The sequence below is a fragment of the Aeromonas sp. S8(2024) genome, assembly GCF_041403085.1.
Taxonomy (GTDB): Bacteria; Pseudomonadota; Gammaproteobacteria; order Enterobacterales; family Aeromonadaceae; genus Aeromonas; species Aeromonas dhakensis.
Map to the genome: position 1 here is coordinate 289117 of NZ_JBGLRF010000004.1, position 23426 is coordinate 312542.

The window sequence follows — 23426 nt, forward strand, 5'->3', positions numbered from 1 at the left end:
CGCTGTAGAGCAAGGCCGCCCAAGGGCGGCCTTTTCCTGATCCCAAAAATGAACAAGGGGTATAAAGTGGCACGCACTATTATGCTTATCCCGGTCGGCACTGGTGTCGGCGTAACTTCCGTGAGCCTTGGCGTCGTTCGCGCCATGGAGCGTCACGGTGTCAATGTCAGCTTCTTCAAACCGGTCGCCCAGCCGCGTCCGGGTGAAACCGGTACCGAGCGTTCCACCGCCGTGATCCGCGCTGCTGCCAACATCAACCCGCCCGAGCCGTTCGCCCTCTCCTACGCCGAGAACATGATCACCTCCAGCAACACCGACATCCTGCTGGAAGAGATCGTGGCCCGCTTTGAAGAGCACGTGAAGGCCAGCGGTGCCGAAGTGCTGGTCATCGAAGGCATGGTACCGACCGACAAGCAGCCGTTTGCCAACAAGCTGAACTACGACGTCGCCAAGGCGCTGGACGCCGACATGGTGTTCGTGACCCACCCGGGCAACGACTCCAGCCAGAAGCTGAAAGAGCGCATCGAGCTGGCTTGCTCCAACTTCGGTGGCGTCAGCAACCCCCGCATCGTGGGCTGCGTCATCAACAAGGTGGGTGCACCGGTTGACGAGCACGGCGTGACCCGCCCCGACCTGACCGAGATGTTCGAAGCCCATCACCACGGCGCCGACACCGCTCACAACCTGGAAGTACTGCAGGTATTCGGCAAGAGCCCGCTGCGCATCCTCGGCTGCATCCCCTGGAACACCCAGCTGATCGCCCCGCGCGCCAAGGATCTCGCCAAGCACCTGGCCGCCAAGATCCTGCACAAGGGTGAGCTGGACAGCCGCCGTCTGCAGACCGTGACCTTCTGCGCCCGCTCCATCCACAACATGATCGAGCACTTCCGTCCGGGCAGCCTGCTGGTGACCTCCGGCGACCGTTCCGACGTCATCGTCTCCGCCTGCCTCTCCGCCATGAACGGCGTCAAGCTGGGCGCCCTGCTGCTGACCGGCAACTATCATCCGGAACCCCAGGTGATGGCGCTGTGCCAACAGGCCATGGCTACCGGCCTGCCGATCATGATCACCGGCACCAACACCTGGCAGACCGCCGTCAGCCTGCAGAACTTCAACGTCGACATCCCGGAAGATGACCGCGAGCGTATCGAGCTGGTGCAGGACTATGTGGCCGGCCACATCGACAAGCACTGGATCGAGTCTCTCTCCGCCAAGTCCACCCGCTCCCGTCGCCTGAGCCCGCCGGCCTTCCGTTACCAGCTGACCGAGCTGGCCCGTCAGGCCAACAAGCGCGTCGTGCTGCCGGAAGGGGAAGAGCCGCGCACCATCAAGGCTGCCGCCATCTGTGCCGAGCGTGGCATCGCCCGTCCGGTGCTGCTGGGCAACCCGGAAGAGATCCGTCGCGTCGCCGAACAGCAGGGCGTGGTACTGACCGACCGCGTCGAGATCATCGATCCGGTTGCCGTGCGCGAGCGCTATGTGGCCCGTCTGGTCGAGCTGCGCAAGAACAAGGGCATGACCGAAGTGGTTGCCCGCGAACAGCTGGAAGACAACGTGGTACTGGGTACCATGATGCTGGAGCGCAACGAAGTCGACGGTCTGGTATCCGGCGCGGTGCACACCACTGCCAACACCATCCGTCCGCCGATGCAGATCATCAAGACCGCCCCGGGCTCTTCCCTGATCTCCTCCATCTTCTTCATGCTGCTGCCGGATCAGGTACTGGTCTACGGTGACTGCGCGATCAACCCGGATCCCACTGCCGAGCAGCTGGCCGAGATCGCCATCCAGTCCGCCGACTCCGCTGCCGCCTTCGGCATCGAGCCGCGTGTGGCCATGATCTCCTACTCCACCGGCACCTCCGGCGCCGGCGCAGACGTAGAGAAGGTGCGTGAAGCGACCGAACTGGCCAAGGCCAAGCGCCCCGACCTTATCATCGATGGTCCGCTGCAGTACGATGCCGCCATCATGGAGAACGTGGCCAAGTCCAAGGCGCCGAACTCTCCGGTTGCCGGCAAGGCCACCGTGTTCGTGTTCCCGGATCTGAACACCGGCAACACCACCTACAAAGCGGTACAGCGCTCCGCTGACCTGGTCTCCATCGGTCCCATGCTGCAAGGCATGCGCAAGCCGGTCAACGACCTGTCCCGTGGCGCCCTGGTTGACGACATCGTCTACACCATCGCCCTGACCGGTATCCAGGCAGCCCAGGCCGAGTAATCGTCCGCAGCTCTACCTGCTGAAAAACCCGCCGCAAGGCGGGTTTTTTTATGGCTGATTTGGGGAAATGTTGATCCACAAGATCAAATCGGGATCCTGGCAGGATCACCTGCTCGGCGACAGGCGCCAGTCCCGCAAGGGCGGCGGGATAAGCAAACACTCACACCCGCCAGAGTCGATTGCACAATTGCGCCCCAGCGCAGATCAGATCCAAATATCCTTTTAAGATCAGCACACTAACGCCAGACACACCGCTAATCTACAGAGTTTTCCACAGCTTTTGTGGATAGTTTACCGATCATTTGAAAGAAAATGACAGACTCGTGCCAGCCCTCCATTCCACCAAGCGCCCACAAGAAAGGGGCTCCGAGGAGCCCCTTTAATCTGCCTGCTGCCAAGCGATGGCTCAGGGACGCAGCGCCTTGTCGGCGCGGGAGATGCCACACACCCCGGAGCGCACCACTTCGACAATCTCGTTGGTCTGAGCGGCAGTCTTGATGAAGGCATCCAGCTTCTCGCTGGTCCCCACCAGTTGCACCGTGTAGAGCTCGGGAGTGACGTCGACGATCTGGCCGCGGAAGATATCCGCCAGCCGTTTCAGCTCGTCGCGACCGCCACCGGCGGCGCGCGCCTTGACCAGGGCGATCTCGCGCTCGATGTGCTCCCCTTCGCTCAAGTCGCACACCTTGAGCACGTCCACCAGCTTGTGCAGCTGCTTCTGGATCTGCTCCAGCACTCGTTCGTCACCCATGGTGACTATGGTCATGCGCGACAGGGTGGGATCCTCGGTGGGGGCCACCGTCAGGGTCTCGATGTTGTAGCCGCGCTGGGAGAAGAGGCCCACCACCCGGCTCAGGGCGCCGGATTCGTTCTCCAGCAGAACGGAAATTATATGTCTCATCAGGTTCTCTCCGTCTTGCTCAGCCACATCTCGTCCATGGCACCGAACTTTATCTGCATTGGATAGACGTGCTCATCCGGGTCTACCGATATGTCCATGAACACCAACCGATCCTTCATGGCGAAGGCCTTCTCCATGGCGCTCTCCAGCTCCGCCGGATCGCTCACCGCGATGCCGACGTGGCCATAGGCTTCCGCCAGCTTGACGAAGTCAGGCAGGGATTCCATGTAGGAGTGGCTGTGGCGACCGCCGTAGAACATCTTCTGCCACTGCTTGACCATGCCCAGCGCACGGTTGTTGATGGAGATGATCTTGATGGGCACCCCGTACTGCATGCAGGTAGAGAGCTCCTGAATGTTCATCTGCACCGAGCCGTCGCCGGTGACGCAGCAGACCACGGCATCCGGGTTGGCAAACTGGGCGCCCATGGCGGCCGGAATGCCGAACCCCATGGTGCCGAGGCCACCGGAGTTGATCCACTGGCGCGGCTTGGCGAACGGGTAGTAGAGGGCGGCAAACATCTGGTGCTGACCCACGTCGGAGGCCACGAACGCCTCCCCCTTGGTCACCTTGTAGAGGGTCTCGATCACCTGCTGCGGCTTGATCAGGGTGGGGTGGGTCTCATAGGCCAGGCAGTTGCGCGAACGCCACTGGCCGATCTGGCTCCACCAGTCCGCCAGCGCCTGCTTGTCGTTGTCGAAGCCGCACTCGCGGATCACTTCCAGCATCTGCTCCAGCACGGTTTCCACCGAGCCGACGATGGGCACGTGAGCCTGCACCGTCTTGGAGATGGAGGTGGGATCGATGTCGATGTGAACTATGGTGGCGTTGGGGCAGAACTTGGCCACGTTGTTGGTGACGCGGTCATCGAAACGGGCACCCACGGCGAAGATGAGATCCGCGTTGTGCATGCTCTTGTTCGCTTCGAAGGTACCGTGCATGCCGAGCATGCCGATGAACTGCGGATGGGTGCCAGAGAAGGCCCCCAGCCCCATCAGGGTGGTGGTCACCGGCAGATTCAGCAGCTCGGCCAGCTTGGTCACCAGGTGATCCGCATTGGCATTGATGGCACCGCCACCGACATACATCACCGGGCGGCTCGCCTCCACCAGCAGCTTGGCGGCACGCTTGATCTGGCCCTTGTGACCCGACTTGGTCGGGTTGTAGGAGCGCAGGGAGACCGTCTCCGGGTACTCGTAGGGGAATTTTTCTTTCGGGTTCTGCACGTCTTTGGGCAGATCCACCACCACCGGCCCCGGGCGGCCGCTGGCGGCAATGTAGTAGGCCTTCTTGATGGCCTCGGGAATGTCGCTGGCTTTCTTGCACAGGAAGCTGTGCTTCACCACCGGGCGGGAGATGCCGATCATGTCGGTCTCCTGGAACGCATCCTCCCCGATCATGCTGGTCGGCACCTGGCCGGACAGGATCACCAGGGGAATGGAGTCCATGTAGGCGGTCGCGATCCCCGTGATGCAGTTGGTGGCACCGGGACCCGAGGTCACCAGCACTGTGCCCACCTTGCCGGTGGAGCGGGCGTAACCGTCCGCCATGTGCACCGCGGCCTGCTCGTGCCGCACCAGGACATGCTCCATCTTGCCGTTTTCAAAGAGAGCGTCATAGATGTCGAGCACTGAGCCACCAGGGTAGCCGAAAACGTGCTCAACTCCCTGATCTTCCAGCGCTCTAACCACCATCTGGGCGCCTGATAACATCTCCATGATAAAGCCCTCCAGGCTTTGCTCCGTTAAGCGAAAGCTATCGGCAGTCCGCTGCTTCCCGGCACCGCCGGCCCGTGCGTTGTTGTTGTCTGAATACGGACCCGGCGAGTTCGGCGCTGTCGATAGTAGAAAAATAGGTTTTTTCCATCATTCACCCGCAAAGCGGGTGAAAAACCAACTTAACCCGCTTGTGAACGGTTGTCCACGGCTTTGTCTGACCACAACAGTCATAAATTTCAAACAACTATTAACATTCAGTGACTTGCTGGAAAGGGTGGGAACAATGCGGGGAAGATGGGTGGCAAGCCAGCGGATCATGCTGCAACAGGCGCCAAAAGCGGAAAAAAAATGGCCCACCGCCAGGGTGGGCCTTGGTGGCAGGCTGCGGATCAGTGATCCTGTTCCGGCTCCGCCAGCCAGATCTGCTGATCCGGATCCGTCTCTTCGCAGACCGAGATGCTGACCCCCATGTCCAGCAGCTCGTGCAGGGTGAGATTGTCCGCCAGGTTCATGGTGTCGCCGTTTTCATTGGTAAAGCGCATGGTGTCCGTCCTCTCCTTGGTGGGATCCCTCTCAGTCTAGTCAAAGGCGCTCACTTGCGATAACCAGCAACTACTGAGTGCACTCCCCTCCTCCAGCTCGCTCAGCCGATCGCACACCTCCTCCGGAAACAGGGTACGGGCCCACAGCCGGCGGGAGAGATCCGCCACGCTCTCCTGGGCACCGGCGGCGAGCCAGCCGGCCAGCTCCCCCGCCACATCGGGGTAGCAGATCTGGCCCGGGGCCGTCGCATCCAGCCAGGCCCGCACTGCGTTGGCATCGAGCGCATCCATCAGCCGCGCCAGCCCCATCAGTTCCAGGGTCTTGCTGTTGGTCAGCTGCTCGAACTGGCCTCCCAGCGGCTTGACCAGCAGCTTTTTGCCAAGGGAGAGCGCCTCCGAGGCGAGCTCGAAACCACCGTTGGTGATGACCCCGCGACAGCCGGCTAGCACCTGCTTGAACGCCTCACGGGCCTGTGGCTCGAAGCGGATGTTGCGCCACTGGCTGGCACTGCGAATGGCCGGATGAAAGCAGACGAAGCGTTGCTGGTTGAAGCGCGACAACAGGGCCGCGATCGCCTCGGTTTGCTCGAACGGCAGATAGACCAGGATCTGCTGGTTGTCGGGCCCATGGCTGATGGGGTCTATGATGGGCGGCAACAGGGGCTGGCCGAAGTGAAACCAGTGCAGCCCGAGCGACTGGCGCACCGGTGCGAAGTGACGCATCAGCTGGCGGTTGAAGCCGCTCTCTCCCCAGCGTGGAATGGGCCAGTCGAAGCTCGCCTGATGGCTGATGGTGAGGCTCGGCTTGCCCCAGCGGCGAGCGGCATGGGCGCTGATAGGCTCGAAATCGCTGATGACGAGGTCGTAGTCACGACAATCGAGCGCTCGCATGTCGCGCCAGAAGCGCAGGGGCGAGAGCCCCTTGAGGGTGCGCCAGTTCGAGATGGCCCCCTCATGGCTGACGAAGGTGATGCCGGGAAAGGTGCGGTAGTCGCCAAATTCGGCCATCTCGAAGTAGCCGTCCGCAGGACGGCCGCTGAACAGATAGTCCACCGCGAGACCATGGTCCCGCAAGGCCCGCGCCAGGGTTCGGCTGCGACTGATGTGGCCGTTGCCGGTCCCCTGCACACCGAACAGTATCTTCATCCCTGCCCCCACATGAGCGCCAGCAGGGCGCAGCCACCACCGAGCAGGGCGCCGGCCACCAGATCGCTCAGATAGTGAACCCCCAGCAGCAGACGGGACGCCCCCACCAGCGCGGCCCAGACGAACAGCAGCGGTGCCCAGAGCGGGAAGCTGGCCGCCAGCACGGTTGCCATCAGGAAGGCGGCGGCGGTGTGGCCCGAGGGCAGGCTGTAGCGGTCGGAGGGGGTGATGAAGACCGGCAGCCCCACCGGGCGCTGGCGTTTGAGGGCATTCTTGAGCAGCAGGTAGAGCGGCAGCTCGAGAGCGAATGCGAGCAGCGCCAGCTTCACCAGTTCGCGTTCGGCTTCCCCCTGCCACCAGAGCAGGGCCGCCAGCACGGCGTAGAGCGGGCCGTCACCGGTACGGGAGATGAGCCTGCTGATCCTGGCCTGTGGCCGGTTGTAGGCGTGGAGCAGGCAGATGCGGCACACCTGCAGGTCCCATTGCTGGATCTTGTTCATAACCCCTCCTTCCCTAGCGTCTCAGAGCAGACTAGGGCGGTGGGGTGACACTTGGTTGACGTTCAAATAACAAATTTATGAAAAAAGGGCCGAATGGCCCTTTTTGCTACCAGCGTGGCAAATGATCAGTTCAGGGTGCCGCGCAGGCCGTTTTCCATCAGGCGGCAGTTGTGATCCGCCAGGCGAGCCATGAAGTGCTCGTCCACGGTCAGGCCGAACACCTGCTCGTAGAGATCCTTCATCACGAAGGGCTGCCACATCATGCTGAGGAAGGAGATCTTCAGCATCTCGGGATCCAGGTTGTCACCCAGTTCACCGTTGTTCTTCATGGACTCCAGCAAGGCATCGAACTGGGGCAGCTGGCGTTCCAGCAGGCGGTTCAGCACAAAATCCCGACCCGGACTTTTCTCGGTCGATAATGCGCTGGAGATGGCGGAGGTCAGCTCGCTGTTGGGCGCCATCACCTGGTAGTAGGTGTTGAGCAGATCGTTGAGGCTGCGGTTGCCGGTCTCGTCGTGCCAGGCCTGGTCGAGCGGCTCGGCCACATCCCCCAGCACCGCCTTGTAGAGGCCCTCTTTGCTGCCGAAGTAGTAGTGGATCATGGCCAGATTGGAGCCAGCCAGCTCGGCGATCTCGCGGGTCGTCACCTTGCTGTAGGGGGTGTTCAGAAAACGCTCGCGAGCGGCACAGAGCAACTTGTCACGAATGTCAGAACGTCCGACCGGACGACCAGGTCTACGTTTTTCCATTTAATACCTCGGATAATTCAGCAGAAACTGACAAGTCGATCTGATTGTACAGATGATCGAGTACAGCAGGAATGACCAGATAATCGGGCAAGGGCCGAATATGGGACAAGTAAATTTGCACTCCTTTACAATCCGATTAAATAAACCAGCGAAATGAACCGGGTGCGTACGGTTGACACAGCATAAAAATCTCGATATTGGTAAAGCGTTATCGACTGCAAGGATTGATTCATCATGCGTATTGCCGCTCCGCTACTACTAATCTCCCTAATCGCGACCTCTCGCGCGGGATCCTTGTAGCCGGGCTCAGGCATAGCCGGAATTTACAAAAACCCGTGCACCCTGCACGGGTTTTTTTATGCCAACGCAGGATGCACGTCACCGAACTTAGGAAGAGGGAAGTCACATGTCAGATCGGGTCATCATATTCGACACCACCCTGCGCGATGGTGAGCAGGCCCTGGCGGCCAGCTTGACGGTCAAGGAGAAGCTGCAGATCGCCCAGGCACTGGAGCGGCTCGGTGTCGACGTCATGGAGGTGGGGTTCCCGGTCTCCTCCCCCGGCGACTTTCAATCGGTGCAGACCATTGCACGTCACATCAAGCAGAGCCGGGTCTGTGCCCTCGCCCGCGCCCTGCCCAAGGACATAGACGCCGCCGGCGAGGCCCTGCGGGTCGCCGACGCCTTTCGCATCCACACCTTTATCTCCACCTCCTCCATCCACGTCGAGAGCAAGCTGAAGAAGAGCTTCGAGGACGTGCTGGAGATGGGGGTCAGCGCCATCAAGCACGCCCGCCGCTATACCGACGACGTGGAGTTCTCCTGCGAGGATGCGGGCCGCACCCCGATAGACAACCTGTGCCGCATGGTGGAGGCCGCTATCAAGGCCGGCGCCCGCACCATCAATATTCCCGATACCGTGGGCTACACGGTGCCGAGCGAGTTCTCCGGCATCATCCAGACCCTGTTCAACCGGGTACCCAACATCGATCAGGCCATCATCTCGGTGCACTGCCACGACGATCTGGGGCTCTCGGTGGCCAACTCCATCGGCGCCGTGCAGATGGGGGCCCGCCAGATCGAGTGCACCATCAACGGCATCGGCGAACGGGCCGGCAACTGCTCGCTGGAAGAGGTGGCGATGATCCTCAAAACCCGCGCCGACCTGCTCGGGGTGCACACCAACATCCGCCACAGCGAAATTCATCGCACCAGCGCCCTGGTCAGCCAGCTCTGCAACATGCCGGTACAGCCCAACAAGGCCATCGTCGGGGCCAACGCCTTCTCCCACAGCTCCGGCATCCACCAGGATGGCGTGCTCAAGGCGAAAAACACCTATGAAATCATCACCCCGGAGAGCATCGGTCTCACCCAGAACAACCTCAACATGACCTCCCGCTCCGGCCGCCACGTCATCAAGCACCGGATGGAGTCCATGGGCTACGCCGAGAGCAGTTACGACCTCGACGATCTCTACGCCAAGTTCCTCACTCTGGCCGACAAGAAGGGGCAGGTGTTCGATTACGATCTGGAGGCGCTCGCCTTCTTCAGCCAGATCCACGAAGAGCCAGAGCACTTCAAGCTGGAGTACCTCGGCGTGCAGAGCGGCAGCTCGGTGATGGCCACCGCCTCGGTGAAATTGAAGGTGGGCCAGGAGATCGTCAGCGAAGCCGCCACCGGCAACGGCCCGGTGGATGCGGTCTACCAGTGCATCAACCGCATCACCGGCTACGAGATCAGCATCGACAAGTACGAACTCAAGGGCAAGGGGGAAGGCAAGAACGCCCTCGGCCAGGTCGACATAGTCGCACAGTACAAGGGCCGCAAATTCCATGGCATGGGCCTGGCCACCGACATCATAGAGTCTTCCGCCCAGGCGTTGATCCACGTGATCAACAGCATCTGGCGCGCCGATCAGGTGGCCGAACAGATGGAACGCAACGTCGCAAAAACAGACAAGATCAATACGGAGAGCGTGTGAGTATGAGCAGTTATCGGATCGCAGTATTGCCGGGTGACGGCATTGGCCCGGAAGTGATGGCCGAGGCCGTCAAGGTGCTGGAAAAGGTGCAGGCCAGGTTCGGCTTCACTCTCGACTACGAGCGCCATGACGTGGGCGGCATCGCCATCGACAACCACGGCACCCCGCTGCCCCAGAGCACCATAGCCGGCTGTGAAGCGGCCGACGCCGTGCTGTTCGGCTCGGTGGGCGGCCCCAAGTGGGAGCACCTGCCCCCCAACGATCAGCCGGAACGCGGCGCCCTGCTGCCCCTGCGCGCCCACTTCAAGCTGTTCTGCAACCTGCGTCCGGCCCGCATCTACACCGGCCTCGAGCAGTTCTCGCCGCTGCGGGCCGACATCTCGGATCGCGGTTTTGACATCGCCTGCGTGCGCGAGCTGACCGGCGGCATCTACTTCGGTCAGCCCAAGGGGCGTGAAGGGGAAGGCCCCACCGAGAAGGCATTCGACACCGAGGTGTACCACCGCTTCGAGATCGAGCGCATCGCCAAGATAGCGTTCGAATCGGCCCGGGTGCGCAAGGCCAAGGTCACCTCCATCGACAAGGCCAATGTGCTCGCCTCCTCCATTCTGTGGCGCGAGGTGGTGACACAAGTCGCCAAGTCCTATCCGGACGTGGCACTGAATCACATGTACATCGACAACGCCACCATGCAGCTCATCAAGGATCCGTCCCAGTTCGACGTGCTGCTCTGCTCCAACCTGTTCGGTGACATCCTCTCCGACGAGTGCGCCATGATCACCGGCTCCATGGGGCTGCTCCCCTCCGCTAGCCTGAACGAATTCGGTTTCGGGCTGTTCGAGCCGGCCGGAGGCTCGGCCCCGGACATCGCTGGCAAGGGGATCGCGAACCCCATCGCCCAGATCCTCTCCGCCGCCCTGATGCTGCGCTACAGCCTCGGCCAGGAAGCCGCCGCCCAGGCCATCGAGCAGGCCGTGGCCCAGACCTTGGCCGAAGGCTACTTCACCGCCGACCTGCATCAGGCGAGCGCCAAGCACCCGGTGCAGAGCACGGCCGAGATGGGCAGCCAGATCGCCGCGCGCATCTGACCCCACGGCATAGATAACAAGGAAACCGAGCAATGGCCAAGACCCTCTATCAGAAAGTATTCGACGCCCACGTGGTGCGGGAAGTAGAAGGGGAAACTCCCCTCATCTACATCGACCGTCACCTGGTGCATGAAGTGACCAGCCCGCAGGCATTCGACGGCCTGCGCGCCATGAACCGCCAACTGCGCCGCCCGGATCTGACCTGGGCCACCATGGATCACAACGTCTCCACCACCACCAAGGACATCGCCGCCTCCGGCGAGATGGCCCGCATCCAGATGGAAACGCTGGCCCATAACTGCAAGGAGTTCGGGGTTCGCCTCTACGATCTCAACCACAAATACCAGGGTATCGTCCACGTGATGGGCCCCGAGCTTGGCATCACCCTGCCCGGCACTACCATCGTCTGCGGTGACTCCCACACCGCCACCCACGGCGCCTTCGGCTCGCTCGCATTCGGCATCGGCACCTCCGAGGTGGAGCACGTGATGGCCACCCAGACCCTGAAACAGGGCCGCGCCAAGACCATGCGCATTTCGGTCAACGGCAAACTGGCGGAGGGGATCAGCGCCAAAGACGTGGTGCTCGCCATCATAGGCCGGGTCGGCCACGCTGGCGGTACCGGCTACGTGGTGGAGTTCGCTGGCGAGGCCATTGAAGGGCTCACCATGGAAGGGCGGATGACGGTGTGCAACATGGCCATCGAGCTTGGCGCCAAGGCCGGCATGATCGCCCCCGACCAGACCACCATCGACTACATTCGCGGTAAGGAGTTCGCCCCCAAAGGCGAGGCGCTGGAGCAGGCCATCGCCTACTGGCAGAGCCTCAAGAGCGACGTAGATGCCAAATTCGATGCCGAAGTGGTGCTGGACGCAGCCGACATCGCCCCTCAGGTGACCTGGGGCACCAACCCGGGTCAGGTGATCGCCGTCAATGAACCCATTCCGGCGCCGGAATCCTTCAGCGATCTGATGGAGCAGCAATCCGCCCGCAAGGCCCTCGCCTACATGGATCTGCAGCCGGGTCAGAAGCTCTCCGACGTCGCCATCGACAAGGTGTTTATCGGTTCCTGCACCAACAGCCGCATCGAGGATCTGCGCGCTGCCGCCGCCATCGCCCGCGGCCGCAAGGTCGCCGCCGGCGTGCAGGCGCTGGTGGTGCCGGGCTCCGAACAGGTGAAGGCTCAGGCCGAGGCCGAGGGGCTCGACAAGATCTTCATCGAAGCCGGCTTTGAGTGGCGTCTGCCCGGCTGCTCCATGTGTCTGGCCATGAACAACGACCGGCTGCAACCGGGGGAACGCTGCGCCTCCACCAGCAACCGCAACTTCGAGGGGCGTCAGGGCCGCGCCGGCCGCACCCACCTGGTCAGCCCGGCCATGGCCGCCGCCGCCGCCGTCACCGGCCGCTTCGCCGACATTCGCGCACTGTAAGAGGAAACAGCGATGACAGGATTCAAACAGCATAAAGGGATCGTCGTTCCCCTCGACAGTGCCAACGTCGACACCGACGCCATCATTCCCAAGCAGTTCCTGCAGAAGGTCAACCGCATCGGTTTTGGCAAGCACCTGTTCCACGACTGGCGCTTCCTGGACGATGCGGGGGAGCAGCCCAACCCCGAGTTCGTGCTCAACCAACCGCAGTTCGCCGGCGCCAGCATCCTGCTGGCCCGCGAGAACTTCGGCTGTGGTTCGAGTCGCGAGCACGCCCCCTGGGCGCTGGCGGACTACGGCTTCAAGACCATCATTGCCCCGAGCTTTGCCGACATTTTTTACGGCAACGCCATCAACAACGGCATGGTGCCGGTGCGCCTGAAGGAGGAGGAGGTCGATGCCCTGTTCCAGCTGGTCGCAGCCCAGCCGGGCATCGAGATTGAAGTGGACCTGGAAGCCAATCAAGTGCGGGCAGGTAGCCTCACGTTCGGCTTCGAGATCGATGAGTTCCGTCGCTACTGCCTGCTCAACGGGCTGGATGCCATCGGCCTGACCCTGCAGCACGAGGCCGCCATCAGCGCCTTCGAGGCGAAACAGCCGAGCTGGATTTAAGCAGCCAGTTGCAAAAAACGAGTAGAATCAACAGGGAGCCTTGGCTCCCTGTTTTATTGTCAGGCCCAGGTGCACGCCATGGCCCGCCACTTCTGCATACCCGACGAGACACCTGGATGAAGATGACACTCGCCCTCCCCCTGCTCTGCGGCCTCTGGCTGGCGCTGCCGGTCTGCGCCGGGCAGACCTATTTCAACAGCAGTGGCGGTCAGCTCAACGTCGGCTGGCAGGACAAGGACGGCAAGGTGCAGCAACTCACCTATCGGCTGGAGGCAGGCAAGCTGCCGCCGCTCATCGCCTATCGGTCGGCCCGCATGCAGGAGGACGTGCTGCAGAGCCTGCTGCAGCAGGGAGTGGCCGAGTTCCCCGCCGTGCAGTTCTCCCTCTCCCGCCCCGAGATGGAGCTCAGGCTCAAGGGCCGTCAGCCCGAACAGGTCGCCAAAGCCATGAGCTGGCTCACCCAGCAGCGCGACAAGCAGGAGGCTGCGTGGCTCAAGCTGCACTATTTTCAGCCGTTCACCGCCCCCGACGGTGCCGCCGCCATCAAGCAGGATCACGTGCGTATTGCGCTGGAGAGCCGCAGCGAACTGGCACCGCTGGCCGAACAGCTCAAGCAGCAGGGCAGCACGGAAACCGAGGCGCGCCAGAAGACCACGGCCCAGATACTCGACTTCGTGCAGGCCATCCCCTATCAACTGCTCGACAGCCAGTCGGGCCGCCAGGGCAAGGGCTTTCTCAGCCCGCGTCAGGTACTGGAGCAAAATCAGGGCGACTGTGACAGCAAGGTGACCCTGATGGCCGCCATGCTGGCCCAGCTCTTTCCCGAATTGAAACAGGCCATGGTGTTCGTACCGGGTCACGCCCTGCTGGGAGTGGCGCTGCCGGCCAAGCCGGGCGAGGCCACCTTGAGCTGGGAAGGGGAAACCTACCTGTTGATGGAACCCACCGGCCCGGCCCAGCTGGCAATGGGTCAACTGGCGCCGACCAGCAAGACCTTCATCGACAGCAAGCAGCTCAGCGTGCAGCCGGTTCGCGCCGACAAATAGGTGGGGGACGTCATGAAAACGAGGGGGAATACGCCAAAATGAAAGCGACCAGCGCAGGGCTGGTCGATGGAGGCAAGGAGGTGGATGGCTCAGGCGAGGGACTGGAACTCGATGGCCAGCAAGAGCCCGTCCTCCTCCTCCAGCACCCTGATGATGCGGGCCTGCGCCTCGAAGGGGGGCAACAGGTTGTTGTTGGTGGCCAGGCTCACCCGGATGGGTTGGGTCGTATCGAGCTGGTGCTCCGGCACCGAGATGCCCATGCCGTTGGCGCTGAGATCCCGGCAGACCCCCTCCAGCACCTGCTGCTGCTGGAAGATGGTGACGGGAGCATTGATTATCATGCGCTGGAAGGCGCGTCTTTCCTTGGTGCTGGTGATCACGCAAACATCCTCTGTTGAGCTGATCCGTCTCGCTGGCCCGCAGAAACAATTGTGCTGGCCTCCCCCCAAGAACGTTAATACAATGCGGTGCGTTTCTCAAACGGGGTGCGGTCTACCGCTGAGATTATACCCGTGAACCTGATCCAGATAATGCTGGCGGAGGAATTTGAGGCATGGCGCTCATTTTATGCGCCCTCATCCGCTGGCACCTCATTGCTAAAGGGAGTGCCACCCATGAAAACCCTGCTGCTGGTCGCCACCGGCCTGCTCTCCGCTCAGGCCTTCGCGGCGGATACCCTCACCGTCTACACCTACAGCTCCTTCACCGCCGAGTGGGGCCCGGGTCCCAAGATCAAACAGGCCTTCGAGAAGGAGTGCGGCTGCACCCTCAATCTGGTGCCGCTCGAAGATGGCGTGGCCATCCTCAACCGGTTGCGACTGGAGGGCAAACACAGCAAGGCCGACCTGGTGCTGGGGCTGGACGATGCCCTCGTCAGTGAAGCCAAGCAGAGCGGCCTGTTCGCCCCTCACGTCACCAAGCTGGATGGCCTCAAGGTGCCCGGCGGCTGGCAGGATGACACCTTCGTCCCCTACGACTACGGCTACTTCGCCTTCGTCTACGACAAGGAGAAGCTCAAGCAGCCCCCCAAGAGCCTGAAAGAACTGGTAGCGCGGCCCGACCTCAAGGTCATCTATCAGGATCCCCGCACCTCCACCCCAGGCCAGGGGCTGATGCTGTGGATGAAGTCGGTCTACGGTGACCAGGCTCCCGCCGCCTGGGCGCAACTGGCCAAAAAGACGGTCACCGTCACCAAGGGGTGGTCAGAGGCCTACGGCATGTTCCTCGATGGCGAGGCGGACATGGTGCTCTCCTACACCAGCTCACCCGCCTATCACCTGATTGCCGAGCACAAGTCCCAGTATCAGGCCGCGGCGTTTGAAGAGGGGCACTACCGTCAGGTGGAAGTGGCCGCCAAGCTCAAAAATGCCAAGCAGGGCAAGCTGGCGGATCAGTTCCTGCAGTTCATGATAAGCCCCGCCTTCCAGAACGAGATGGCGACCGGCAACTGGATGTATCCGGTGATCGACACGCAACTGCCCAAGGGCTTCGAGCAGATGATCACCGTAGCTAAGCCGCTCACCTTCAGCTCTGACGAGGTAGCCGCCAATCGCAAGGGCTGGATCCGCGAGTGGCTGCAAGCCGTTACCCAGTGAGTCGTCTCTTCGTGAAACCAGAGACGCGTCTGCTCTGGTGGCTGCCGGGCAGTGCCGCCACCGTCCTGATCCTGCTGTTGTCGCTGGGGCCGCTGGCGGCCCTGTTGTGGCAGGCCGGGGGGCTAGCCCCTCGCACCCTGCTGGCCGATCCCTACCTGCGCCACGTGCTGGGCTTCAGCCTCTGGCAGGCGCTGCTCTCCACCCTGCTGAGCCTGGGACTGGCCATTCCGGTGGCCCGCGCCCTGGCGCGGCGCCGCTTTCCGGGGCGCACCCTGCTCATCAAGCTGTTCGGCCTCTCGCTGGTACTGCCGGTCATCATCGCCGTCTTCGGCATCGTCGCGGTGCATGGCAAGCAGGGCTGGTTGCCGCAACTGCTGCACGGGTTCGGGCTCGCTCCCGGCAACTACCTCTACGGCCTGTTCGGCATCCTGCTGGCCCACGTCTTCTTTAACATGCCGCTGGCCGCGCGTCTCTTGCTGCAGAGCCTGGAGAGCATCCCCGAATCCTCCTGGCGCCTCGCCAGCCAGCTCGGCATGCGCTCCTCCCATATCTTCCAGCTGCTGGAGTGGCCGCTGATCCGGGCCCAGCTGCCAGGGCTGGCCAGCCTCATCTTCATGCTCTGCTTCACCAGCTTCGCCACCGTGCTGGCGCTGGGGGGCGGCCCCAAGTCCACCACCCTGGAGGTGGCCGTCTATCAGGCGCTGCGCTTTGACTTCGATCTCGCCACCGCCGGCGGACTGGCGCTGGTCCAGCTCATCCTGACCGCCGCCCTGCTGATGCTGCAGCACAAGCTGCAGAGCAGCCCGGCCAGCCGGATCACCTCTCATCGCCCCTGTCTGCGACCGGACCGTCATCAGCCGGGCAGCGCCCTGGTGGACGCCCTCGCCCTTGCCATCGGGCTGGCGGTATTCCTGCCCCCCTTGCTGGCCATCGTGGTGGCCGGCCTCAATCCAGGCCTGCCGGATGCCCTGACCTCAGGCAAGCTGTGGCTGGCCAGCGGCCAGTCGCTGCTGATTGCGCTGGCGGCGGGCAGCCTGGCCACCCTGCTCGGCAGCGCCCTGCTGCTCACCAGCCGCCATCTGCGGGTTCGGGAGCACAAGCGGCGGGCCGCCGCCCTGTGGGAGACCAGTGGCTCGGTGATCCTGATGATCCCGGCGGTGGTGCTCTCCACCGGCCTCTTCATCCTGTGCATGCCGTTTGCCGATGTCTTTGCCCTCGGCCCCTGGCTGGTGGTGCTGGTCAACGCCCTGATGGCGCTGCCCTATGTGCTGCGTACCCTCTCCGCCCCCATGCAGCTGGTGGTTCGTCAGTATGACAGGCTGGCCGACAGCCTGGGGGTACACGGCCTGCATCGCCTGCGACTGGTTGAGTGGCCCCTGCTGCGCCGCCCGCTGGGCCAGGCAGCGGCGCTGGCCATGATCTTGTCGCTCGGGGATCTCGGCGCCATCGCCATGTTCGGCAGCCAGGAGCTCACCACCCTGCCCTGGCTGCTCTATCAGCAGCTCGGCAGCTACCGGCTGACCGAGGCGGCCGCCACCGCCCTGCTGCTGCTCACCCTCTGCTTCTCTCTGTTCTGGCTGGTAGAGCGGGGGCTTGGAGGAAAGCATGCCGACCATTGAGAGACAAAAGACCCGGCGCTACCGTCTCGGCGGCTGTGCTGGCCGCTCAAACGCCCCCCTTGAGAGGAAAACATGCTGCACATTGATACGCTGGTGACCAGCTACCCGGACTGGCGCGTCAGCTTCAGCGCCACCCTGCCCAAGGGGGAGATCACCGCGCTGATAGGCCCGAGCGGGGCAGGCAAGTCGACCCTGCTCGGCATGATCGCCGGTTTCGTGCCGATAGAATCAGGCACCCTCAGCTTCGATGGTGAAGATCTGCTGCCGCTGGGCCCAGCCGCACGGCCCGTGACTACCCTGTTTCAGGATCACAACCTGTTCCTGCACCTGTCGGTATTCGACAATATCGCCATCGGCTTGCACCCCGGCCTGCGCCTGAACGCCGCTCAGCGGGCTCAGGTGAAGGATGCCGCGAACCGGGTCGGCCTCGGCGAGATGCTCACGCGCCTGCCGGAACAGCTCTCCGGTGGCCAGCAGCAACGGGTCGGGCTGGCCCGCGCCCTGGTACGGGGCAAGCCGCTGCTGCTGCTGGATGAGCCCTTCTCGGCGCTCGATCCGGCCCTGCGCCGGGAGATGCTGGCAGAGGTGGCCCGGCTCGCCTGCGAGCAGGGCATTACCGTGCTGATGGTCTCTCACAACCCGGAAGATGCCCAGCTCATCGCCGATCAGGTATTGTTCATCGACGAGGGGCGCATCGCCCTGCAAGGCAAACCCGACATACTGCAAAACAGCGATCACCCCGGACTGCTGCGCTACCTTGGCCGCACAAAGGAGCTGTGACCGGCAGCGGGATCAAAAAAGGGAAGCCGGTCGGCTTCCCCTTTCCATATGAGGATGGATAGTCAGATCAGAGATTTTCCTCGGCGAAGGAGGCGAGCTTGCTGCGCACCACCCCGTTCAGGAAAATGTTGGCACTGCCGTCGAAGTCCTTGAAACGCTCGACTATGTAGGTCAGACCCGAGGTCACCGGGCTCAGGTAGTTGGAGTCGATCTGGGCCAGGTTGCCGGAGCAGACAATCTTGGTGCCCTCGCCGCAGCGGGTGATGATGGTCTTGATCTGGGACGCGGTCAGGTTCTGGCACTCATCCAGCAGCACGAAGGTGTTCTGGATGCTGCGCCCGCGCATGAAGTTGACCGATTTGAACTGGATGTTGGCCTTCTCCATGATGTAGCTCAGCGACCCGCTCATGTTCTCGTCCTGCTTGTGCAGCACCTCCAGGGTGTCGGTGACCGCAGCCAGCCAAGGCATCATCTTCTCTTCTTCGGTGCCGGGCAGGAAGCCGATGCTCTCGGCAATTTCCGGAGTATTACGGGTTACGATGACTTTCTCGTAGATCCCCTTCTCGATCACCAGCTCCAGGGCGGCGGCCATGGCCAGCAGTGTCTTGCCGCAGCCCGCCGGGCCGGTCAGGATCACCAGATCGATGTGCGGGTCGAGCAGCGCATCGAGCGCCATGCCCTGATAGACGTTCTTCGGATGAACCCCCCACGCCTTGCGGGACATCAACCGCTCGCGCCCCAGATCCTTGATGCGGATCTTCTGGTTGTCGTGGCTGAGCACCCGGGCGGCGAAGAAGTTCTCTTCATCGATCAGGTACTGGTTGACGTGCACTCCCTCCAGCAGCTTGGCATCGATGACGTGGACGGTATCGCGGCCATGGGTCTCGCTGTCACACTCGCCGACCCGCTCCCAGAAGCTGCCGGGCACCGTCTGGAAGCCCTTGGCGAGCAGCCGGATGTCATCGATCAGCTGGTCGCTGCGATAATCCTCGACGTGGGCAAGCCCGGCACCTTTGGCCTTGAGCCGCATGTTGATGTCTTTGGTGACCAACACCACCTGCCGCTTCAATTCGTGCTTTTGCAGGTAGAGGGCCGCGTTGATGATGCGGTTGTCGGCCTCCTTGTCGGTGAACACCTCGGCATCCTGGGGCAGATGGTGGTCACTGAAGATGGAGATGTGACCGCTCGCCTCACCAGCCAGCGCCACCCCCTGCACTATCTGCTCGGGTGTCGCGTCGCGGAACACGTCCTCCAGCGCCCGGATGGCGATGCGCGCATCACGGCTGACATCCTTGTGGCGATCCTTGATGTTGTCTAGCTCTTCCAGCACCGTCATGGGGATGAGCACGTCGTGCTCTTTGAAGGAGTAGATGGCGAGGGGTTCGTGAAGCAGAACGTTGGTATCCAGGATAAACAGCTTTCGGTCCGTATTGTCCATAAGCATCCTCCTTGGCACTGAAGGTGCCACGTGTGTGAATCTCAGATGTCATTGAAACCACACGGCCGTGACAGTTTTATTACCTCCAACGCTACGCCCGATTTTACCATCACGCAACAAATCACTTGGGCACCCCGCGTGTTTGCGCAGAAAAACAGCAGCTGGCCTTTACTGGCCCTCAAGGGTTCAACTGCACTTGGAGTCGCCGCAGTTGAGGCAGGTCATGCAGCCATCTTTCTGCACCAGCGCCTTGCTGTGGCACTTGTAGCAGAGCGCCGCACCGGGGGGAAAACCGCCCCCCGCCTGCTGCTCGTCAGCTTCTTGCGCGGCTTGGATCTCCGCTTGCTTGCCGGCCAGAAACGCCTGCTGGTGCTTATCCAGCCCGGCCACCTTGAGCATGCCAATCTCGGTAAGGTGGGTCTCGATCACGTTGCCAATTTCGGCGATAAGGGACGGTACGTACTTGCCCTTGTTCCAGTAGCCACCCTTGGGATCGAACACGGAGCGCAGCTCCTCCACCAGAAAGGTGACATCACCCCCCTTGCGAAACACCGCCGAGATGATGCGGGTCAGCGCCACTATCCACTGGTAATGTTCCAGGCTCTTGGAGTTGATGAAGATCTCGAATGGCCGGCGGGTCTCGTGCACCGTCCCCTCATTGAGCACTATGTCGTTGATGGTGATGAACAGCGAATGTTCGGAGACATGCTCCGGTGTCTTCAGTTTGTAGGTGGTGCCCATCAGCCGCTCCGGCCGCAGCACTGTCTCGTGCATCTGTACCACGGCATCCTGCTGGGCCGGCTCTGCTTGCGGCTCATCCCGGGTTTTCACCTGGTAAGCGACGATTTTCCCGTCGATCTTCTTGATCATGAACTCGTCCTCAAAATTTGCCGTAATAGCCTTCTTTCAAGGCGTCGTAGAGGTTGGCGGCGGTATGCAGCTCGCCATCGTATTCGATCTCCTCATTCCCTTTCGCCGTGACGACCGAGCCATCCTCCAGGGTGAACTCGTACAGAGCTTTCTCCAGATCCTGCTCCTTCACCAGCACCCCCTGGAAGGCTGCCGGATTGAATCGGAAGGTGGTGCAGCCCTTGAGCCCCGAATCCGAGGCGTAGAGGTAGATGTCCTTGAACTGTTCGAACGGAAAGTCGGTCGGCACGTTGGCGGTCTTGGAGATGGATGAGTCGATCCAGAGCTGGGCTGCCGCCTGAATGTCCACATGCTGCGCCGGCGTGATGTCGTCGGCGGTGATGAAGTAGTCCGGCAGCCGGGTCGCCTCATCCTCGGCATAGGGCATGGCCGCCGGATTCACCAGCTCGCGGTAGGCGAGCAACTCGTAGGAGTAGACATCCACGCTCTCCTTGCTCTTCTTGCCCGGCTTGATGACGTTGCGGCTGTAGTGGTGGGCAAAGCTCGGTTCGATACCGTTGCTGGCGTTGTTGGCGAGCGAGAGCGAGATAGTGCCAGTCGGCGCTATGCTGCTGTGGTGGGTGAAACGCCCCCCCACTTCGGCCAGCTCGGCAACCAGGGCGGGATCCACCTCGGCTACCTGCTGCATATAGCGGCTGTAGCGCGCGTGCAGCACCTTGCCCTTTACCTTGTCGCCCGGCTTGATGCCATCCGCCGCCATCTCGGGGCGCAGTCGCAGCAGCTTGCCGGTCACTTCGAACTCCTGCTCCATGATGGGTGCCGGGCCCTTCTCCTTCGCCAAGGCCAGGGACTCGCGCCAGCCGGTCATGGCCAGCTCCTGGGATACCTGTTCGGTAAAAGCGACTGCGGCAGCAGAGCCATATTTTATCCGCAGCATGGTGAGGGCCGAGCCGAGGCCAAGGAAGCCCATGCCATGCCGGCGTTTGCTGATGATCTCCTCGCGCTGCTTGGCCAGCGGCAGCTGGTTGATCGCCACCACGTTGTCCAGCATGCGGGTGAAAATGGCCACCACTTTGCGAAAGGCGGGCCAGTCAAAGGCGGCCTGTTCGGTGAAAGGGTCGCGCACGAAGCGGGTCAGGTTGACGGATCCCAACAGGCAGGCCCCATAGGGAGGCAGCGGTTGCTCGCCACAGGGGTTGGTGGCCCGGATCTCCTCGCAGAACCAGTTGTTGTTCATCTCGTTGACCTTGTCGATCAGGATGAAACCGGGCTCCGCGTAGTCGTAGGTGGAAGTCATGATGACGTTCCACAGCCTGCGGGCCGACAGCGTCTTGTAGACCTTGCAGGCGACCTGTCCCAAGGCGTTGACGACAACCCCCTCCTTGTTGGGCCAGTCGGCCCAGACCACCTGGGCGGGATCATCCAGCGCAATGCCATCCTGCCCCACCTCCCTGGCGGTGTAGGGGAAAATAAGCTGCCAGGAGGCATCCTCTTTCACCGCCTTGACGAACTCTTCGGTGATGAGCAGGGAGAGGTTGAACTGGCGCAGGCGGCCATCCTCCCGCTTGGCCTGAATAAACTCGATCACGTCGGGGTGACGGATGTCCATGGTGCCCATCTGGGCGCCACGACGCCCTCCCGCCGACGAGATGGTGAAACACATCTTGTCGTAGATGTCCATGAAGGAGAGCGGGCCAGAAGTATGGGCCCCGGCGCCGGAGACGAAAGCCCCGCGCGGGCGCAGGGTCGAGAAGTCATAGCCGATGCCGCAACCGGCCTTCAGGGTCAGCCCCGCCTCGTACACTTTGCCGAGGATATCGTCCATTGAATCCTCGATGGTGCCGGACACGGTGCAGTTGATGGTGGAGGTAGCAGGCTTGTGCTCGAATGCGCCGGCATTGGAAATGATGCGACCAGCAGGAATGGCACCGTTGCGCAGGGCCCACAGGAAGGGCTCATACCAGGCATCAGAGTCATGCTCTTGCGCGGCGAGAGCACGGGCAACCCGCTGGTAAGTGTCATCGATGGCACCATCGATGGGAGTGCCGTCCTTGCTCTTGAGCCGGTACTTGCTGTCCCAGATCTCGAGGGAAGTCTCCTGCAGAGGGATCTGACGAAAGCCGCTTTCGCTCTCTCGCACCGGATGTGATTTAGCCATGTTCAATCAACCTCCTGGATATGCCGCGACCTCATGACAGTAACAGCCATTACTATATATAGCCAACATAGAAGATAAAATCACAATATATAGTAATCATTTGCGCTTTCTGGTCATGCCTGCCACAAGAAAATGCCCCGGCCAGCAGGGTACTGGTCCGGGGCATTACATCGCGTCATTGCTCGGGAAGCTCGCCTCCCGTCGCAGATCAGGGCTTCTTGACGTATACGGTCGGGGTGTCACCAGCCATATTCAGATAGAACTCATAGACACCATCCACATCCGGTGAGAACTTCATGTCCTCATACTTGGAGCAGGGATTGACCGGTACGGCTTCGCCACCCAGCACGGCAACACCATCGCTTGGGCTCTTGTAGCCAAAGTTGGTGCCGCAGCTCCAGCCGGAGTCGGCAAACTTGAACTTGTAAGGAGCCCACTCTTTCTTGAGCGTTCCCTTGGCCATATAGAGCTTGTCGGCCACCTTGACCACCTTGCTCGCATCGGTTGCCATCCAGTCATTCATCTCCCCGCGCAGGTAGATGGACTTGCCACCGAAATCGCTGTTGTCCGCCGCCTGCTCTGCACCACCATTGGATGCGCAACCGCCTAATACCAGGGTTCCCGCCGCCAGCATCATCGTTACTGTTCTTTTGAACATGTGTCCATTCCTCAGATTATTGTGATTCCTTGGCCCATCGAACGTGGGCTGACGAATTAAAGCAGAGCGGGCATCGCAAGAAAGGTAGAGGCATCACATTCCGTGCTTTTTCTGCTCAACAATTGAATTGATGGACAAATATCAGCCCCGTAATGGGCAAACCGCACAAGAAGCAATGTGAGTAAGGTGGTTGCAGATCGAACAGCTGAACTGCACTTAGGGGAGAAACGGCTGAATGTCAGGCAATAAAAAAAGCCCGCTCAGATGAGCGGGCTTCTTCAATTGGGTGCCTGGCAGTGTCCTACTCTCGCATGGCGAATGCCACACTACCATCGGCGCTACAGCGTTTCACTTCTGAGTTCGGCATGGGGTCAG

At 61.8% G+C, this 23426-nt stretch carries 20 protein-coding genes and 1 riboswitch; of the genes, 9 read left to right on the forward strand and 11 right to left on the reverse strand.

Annotation, left to right across the window (positions count from 1 at the left end; all coding sequences use genetic code 11):
• The first annotated feature begins 48 nt into the window (after positions 1 to 48).
• Entirely contained in the window at positions 49 to 2220 is a 2172-nt protein-coding gene (gene pta, locus ACB031_RS14245; protein ID WP_017763828.1) for a phosphate acetyltransferase, read from the forward strand.
• Positions 2221 to 2626: 406 nt separating this feature from the next.
• Here the strand turns inward: pta and ilvN are convergent, their stop codons facing one another.
• The 6 genes from ilvN to ACB031_RS14275 form a co-directional block, all read right to left on the reverse strand.
• On the reverse strand, positions 2627 to 3121 hold the full coding sequence (gene ilvN / locus ACB031_RS14250; RefSeq protein ID WP_005304342.1) for an acetolactate synthase small subunit: 495 nt from the start codon (positions 3119 to 3121) through the stop codon (positions 2627 to 2629).
• On the reverse strand, positions 3121 to 4839 hold the full coding sequence (locus ACB031_RS14255; protein ID WP_010634971.1) for an acetolactate synthase 3 large subunit: 1719 nt from the start codon (positions 4837 to 4839) through the stop codon (positions 3121 to 3123). The genes ilvN and ACB031_RS14255 overlap by 1 nt, the downstream gene beginning before the upstream one ends.
• 389 nt (positions 4840 to 5228) lie before the next feature.
• Positions 5229 to 5381 (reverse strand): hypothetical protein, encoded by a 153-nt coding sequence (locus ACB031_RS14260; RefSeq protein WP_005304348.1) that lies wholly within the window; start codon positions 5379 to 5381, stop codon positions 5229 to 5231.
• A gap of 36 nt (positions 5382 to 5417) precedes the next feature.
• A complete protein-coding gene (locus ACB031_RS14265) occupies positions 5418 to 6527 on the reverse strand; it encodes an MJ1255/VC2487 family glycosyltransferase (protein WP_010634972.1) in 1110 nt (369 codons plus the stop codon).
• A complete protein-coding gene (locus tag ACB031_RS14270) occupies positions 6524 to 7027 on the reverse strand; it encodes a phosphatase PAP2 family protein (protein WP_010634973.1) in 504 nt (167 codons plus the stop codon). Before ACB031_RS14270 ends, ACB031_RS14265 begins: the two co-directional genes overlap by 4 nt.
• Positions 7028 to 7152: 125 nt before the next feature.
• Positions 7153 to 7776 carry a TetR/AcrR family transcriptional regulator gene (locus ACB031_RS14275; protein WP_005304358.1) on the reverse strand — a complete coding sequence of 208 codons (624 nt, stop codon included), beginning with the start codon at positions 7774 to 7776 and terminating at the stop codon, positions 7153 to 7155.
• A gap of 406 nt (positions 7777 to 8182) precedes the next feature.
• On the opposite strand from ACB031_RS14275, the gene leuA reads away from it, so the two are divergent.
• The 5 genes from leuA (at position 8183) to ACB031_RS14300 (ending at position 13933) form a co-directional block, all read left to right on the forward strand.
• Positions 8183 to 9757, forward strand: a complete 1575-nt coding sequence (gene leuA, locus ACB031_RS14280; RefSeq protein WP_010634975.1) for a 2-isopropylmalate synthase — start codon at positions 8183 to 8185, stop codon at positions 9755 to 9757.
• 2 nt (positions 9758 to 9759) lie between these two features.
• On the forward strand, positions 9760 to 10845 hold the full coding sequence (gene leuB, locus ACB031_RS14285; RefSeq protein WP_010634976.1) for a 3-isopropylmalate dehydrogenase: 1086 nt from the start codon (positions 9760 to 9762) through the stop codon (positions 10843 to 10845).
• 32 nt (positions 10846 to 10877) lie between these two features.
• On the forward strand, positions 10878 to 12275 hold the full coding sequence (gene leuC, locus ACB031_RS14290; RefSeq protein ID WP_010634977.1) for a 3-isopropylmalate dehydratase large subunit: 1398 nt from the start codon (positions 10878 to 10880) through the stop codon (positions 12273 to 12275).
• A gap of 12 nt (positions 12276 to 12287) precedes the next feature.
• The gene (gene leuD / locus ACB031_RS14295; protein ID WP_010634978.1) at positions 12288 to 12887 is read left to right on the forward strand and encodes a 3-isopropylmalate dehydratase small subunit; all 600 of its coding nucleotides are present in this window, start codon (positions 12288 to 12290) and stop codon (positions 12885 to 12887) included.
• Between the two features lie 116 nt (positions 12888 to 13003).
• A complete protein-coding gene (locus ACB031_RS14300) occupies positions 13004 to 13933 on the forward strand; it encodes a transglutaminase domain-containing protein (RefSeq protein WP_010634979.1) in 930 nt (309 codons plus the stop codon).
• Between the two features lie 89 nt (positions 13934 to 14022).
• Here ACB031_RS14300 and ACB031_RS14305 read toward each other — a convergent pair whose 3' ends face one another.
• On the reverse strand, positions 14023 to 14313 hold the full coding sequence (locus tag ACB031_RS14305; RefSeq protein ID WP_005304376.1) for a PilZ domain-containing protein: 291 nt from the start codon (positions 14311 to 14313) through the stop codon (positions 14023 to 14025).
• A 91-nt stretch (positions 14314 to 14404) separates the two neighbouring features.
• Positions 14405 to 14495: riboswitch (TPP riboswitch) on the forward strand.
• A 52-nt stretch (positions 14496 to 14547) separates the two neighbouring features.
• On the opposite strand from ACB031_RS14305, the gene thiB reads away from it, so the two are divergent.
• From thiB to thiQ, 3 genes are all read left to right on the forward strand, one after another.
• Positions 14548 to 15528, forward strand: a complete 981-nt coding sequence (gene thiB / locus ACB031_RS14310) for a thiamine ABC transporter substrate binding subunit (RefSeq protein ID WP_371139807.1) — start codon at positions 14548 to 14550, stop codon at positions 15526 to 15528.
• A complete protein-coding gene (thiP, locus tag ACB031_RS14315; RefSeq protein WP_371139813.1) occupies positions 15525 to 17147 on the forward strand; it encodes a thiamine/thiamine pyrophosphate ABC transporter permease in 1623 nt (540 codons plus the stop codon). Before thiB ends, thiP begins: the two co-directional genes overlap by 4 nt.
• A 72-nt stretch (positions 17148 to 17219) precedes the next feature.
• A complete protein-coding gene (gene thiQ, locus ACB031_RS14320) occupies positions 17220 to 17927 on the forward strand; it encodes a thiamine ABC transporter ATP-binding protein (protein ID WP_371139808.1) in 708 nt (235 codons plus the stop codon).
• 67 nt (positions 17928 to 17994) lie between these two features.
• Here the strand turns inward: thiQ and ACB031_RS14325 are convergent, their stop codons facing one another.
• From ACB031_RS14325 to ACB031_RS14340, 4 genes are all read right to left on the reverse strand, one after another.
• The gene (locus tag ACB031_RS14325; RefSeq protein WP_017763817.1) at positions 17995 to 19365 is read right to left on the reverse strand and encodes a PhoH family protein; all 1371 of its coding nucleotides are present in this window, start codon (positions 19363 to 19365) and stop codon (positions 17995 to 17997) included.
• A 186-nt stretch (positions 19366 to 19551) separates the two neighbouring features.
• Positions 19552 to 20235 (reverse strand): NrdJb, encoded by a 684-nt coding sequence (locus ACB031_RS14330; RefSeq protein WP_371139809.1) that lies wholly within the window; start codon positions 20233 to 20235, stop codon positions 19552 to 19554.
• A 10-nt stretch (positions 20236 to 20245) separates the two neighbouring features.
• Positions 20246 to 22393, reverse strand: coding sequence for an adenosylcobalamin-dependent ribonucleoside-diphosphate reductase (locus ACB031_RS14335; RefSeq protein WP_371139810.1), 2148 nt, complete (start codon positions 22391 to 22393; stop codon positions 20246 to 20248).
• 208 nt (positions 22394 to 22601) lie between these two features.
• Positions 22602 to 23051 carry a pullulanase gene (locus ACB031_RS14340; RefSeq protein WP_139398299.1) on the reverse strand — a complete coding sequence of 150 codons (450 nt, stop codon included), beginning with the start codon at positions 23049 to 23051 and terminating at the stop codon, positions 22602 to 22604.
• Between the last annotated feature and the right edge of the window lie 375 nt (positions 23052 to 23426).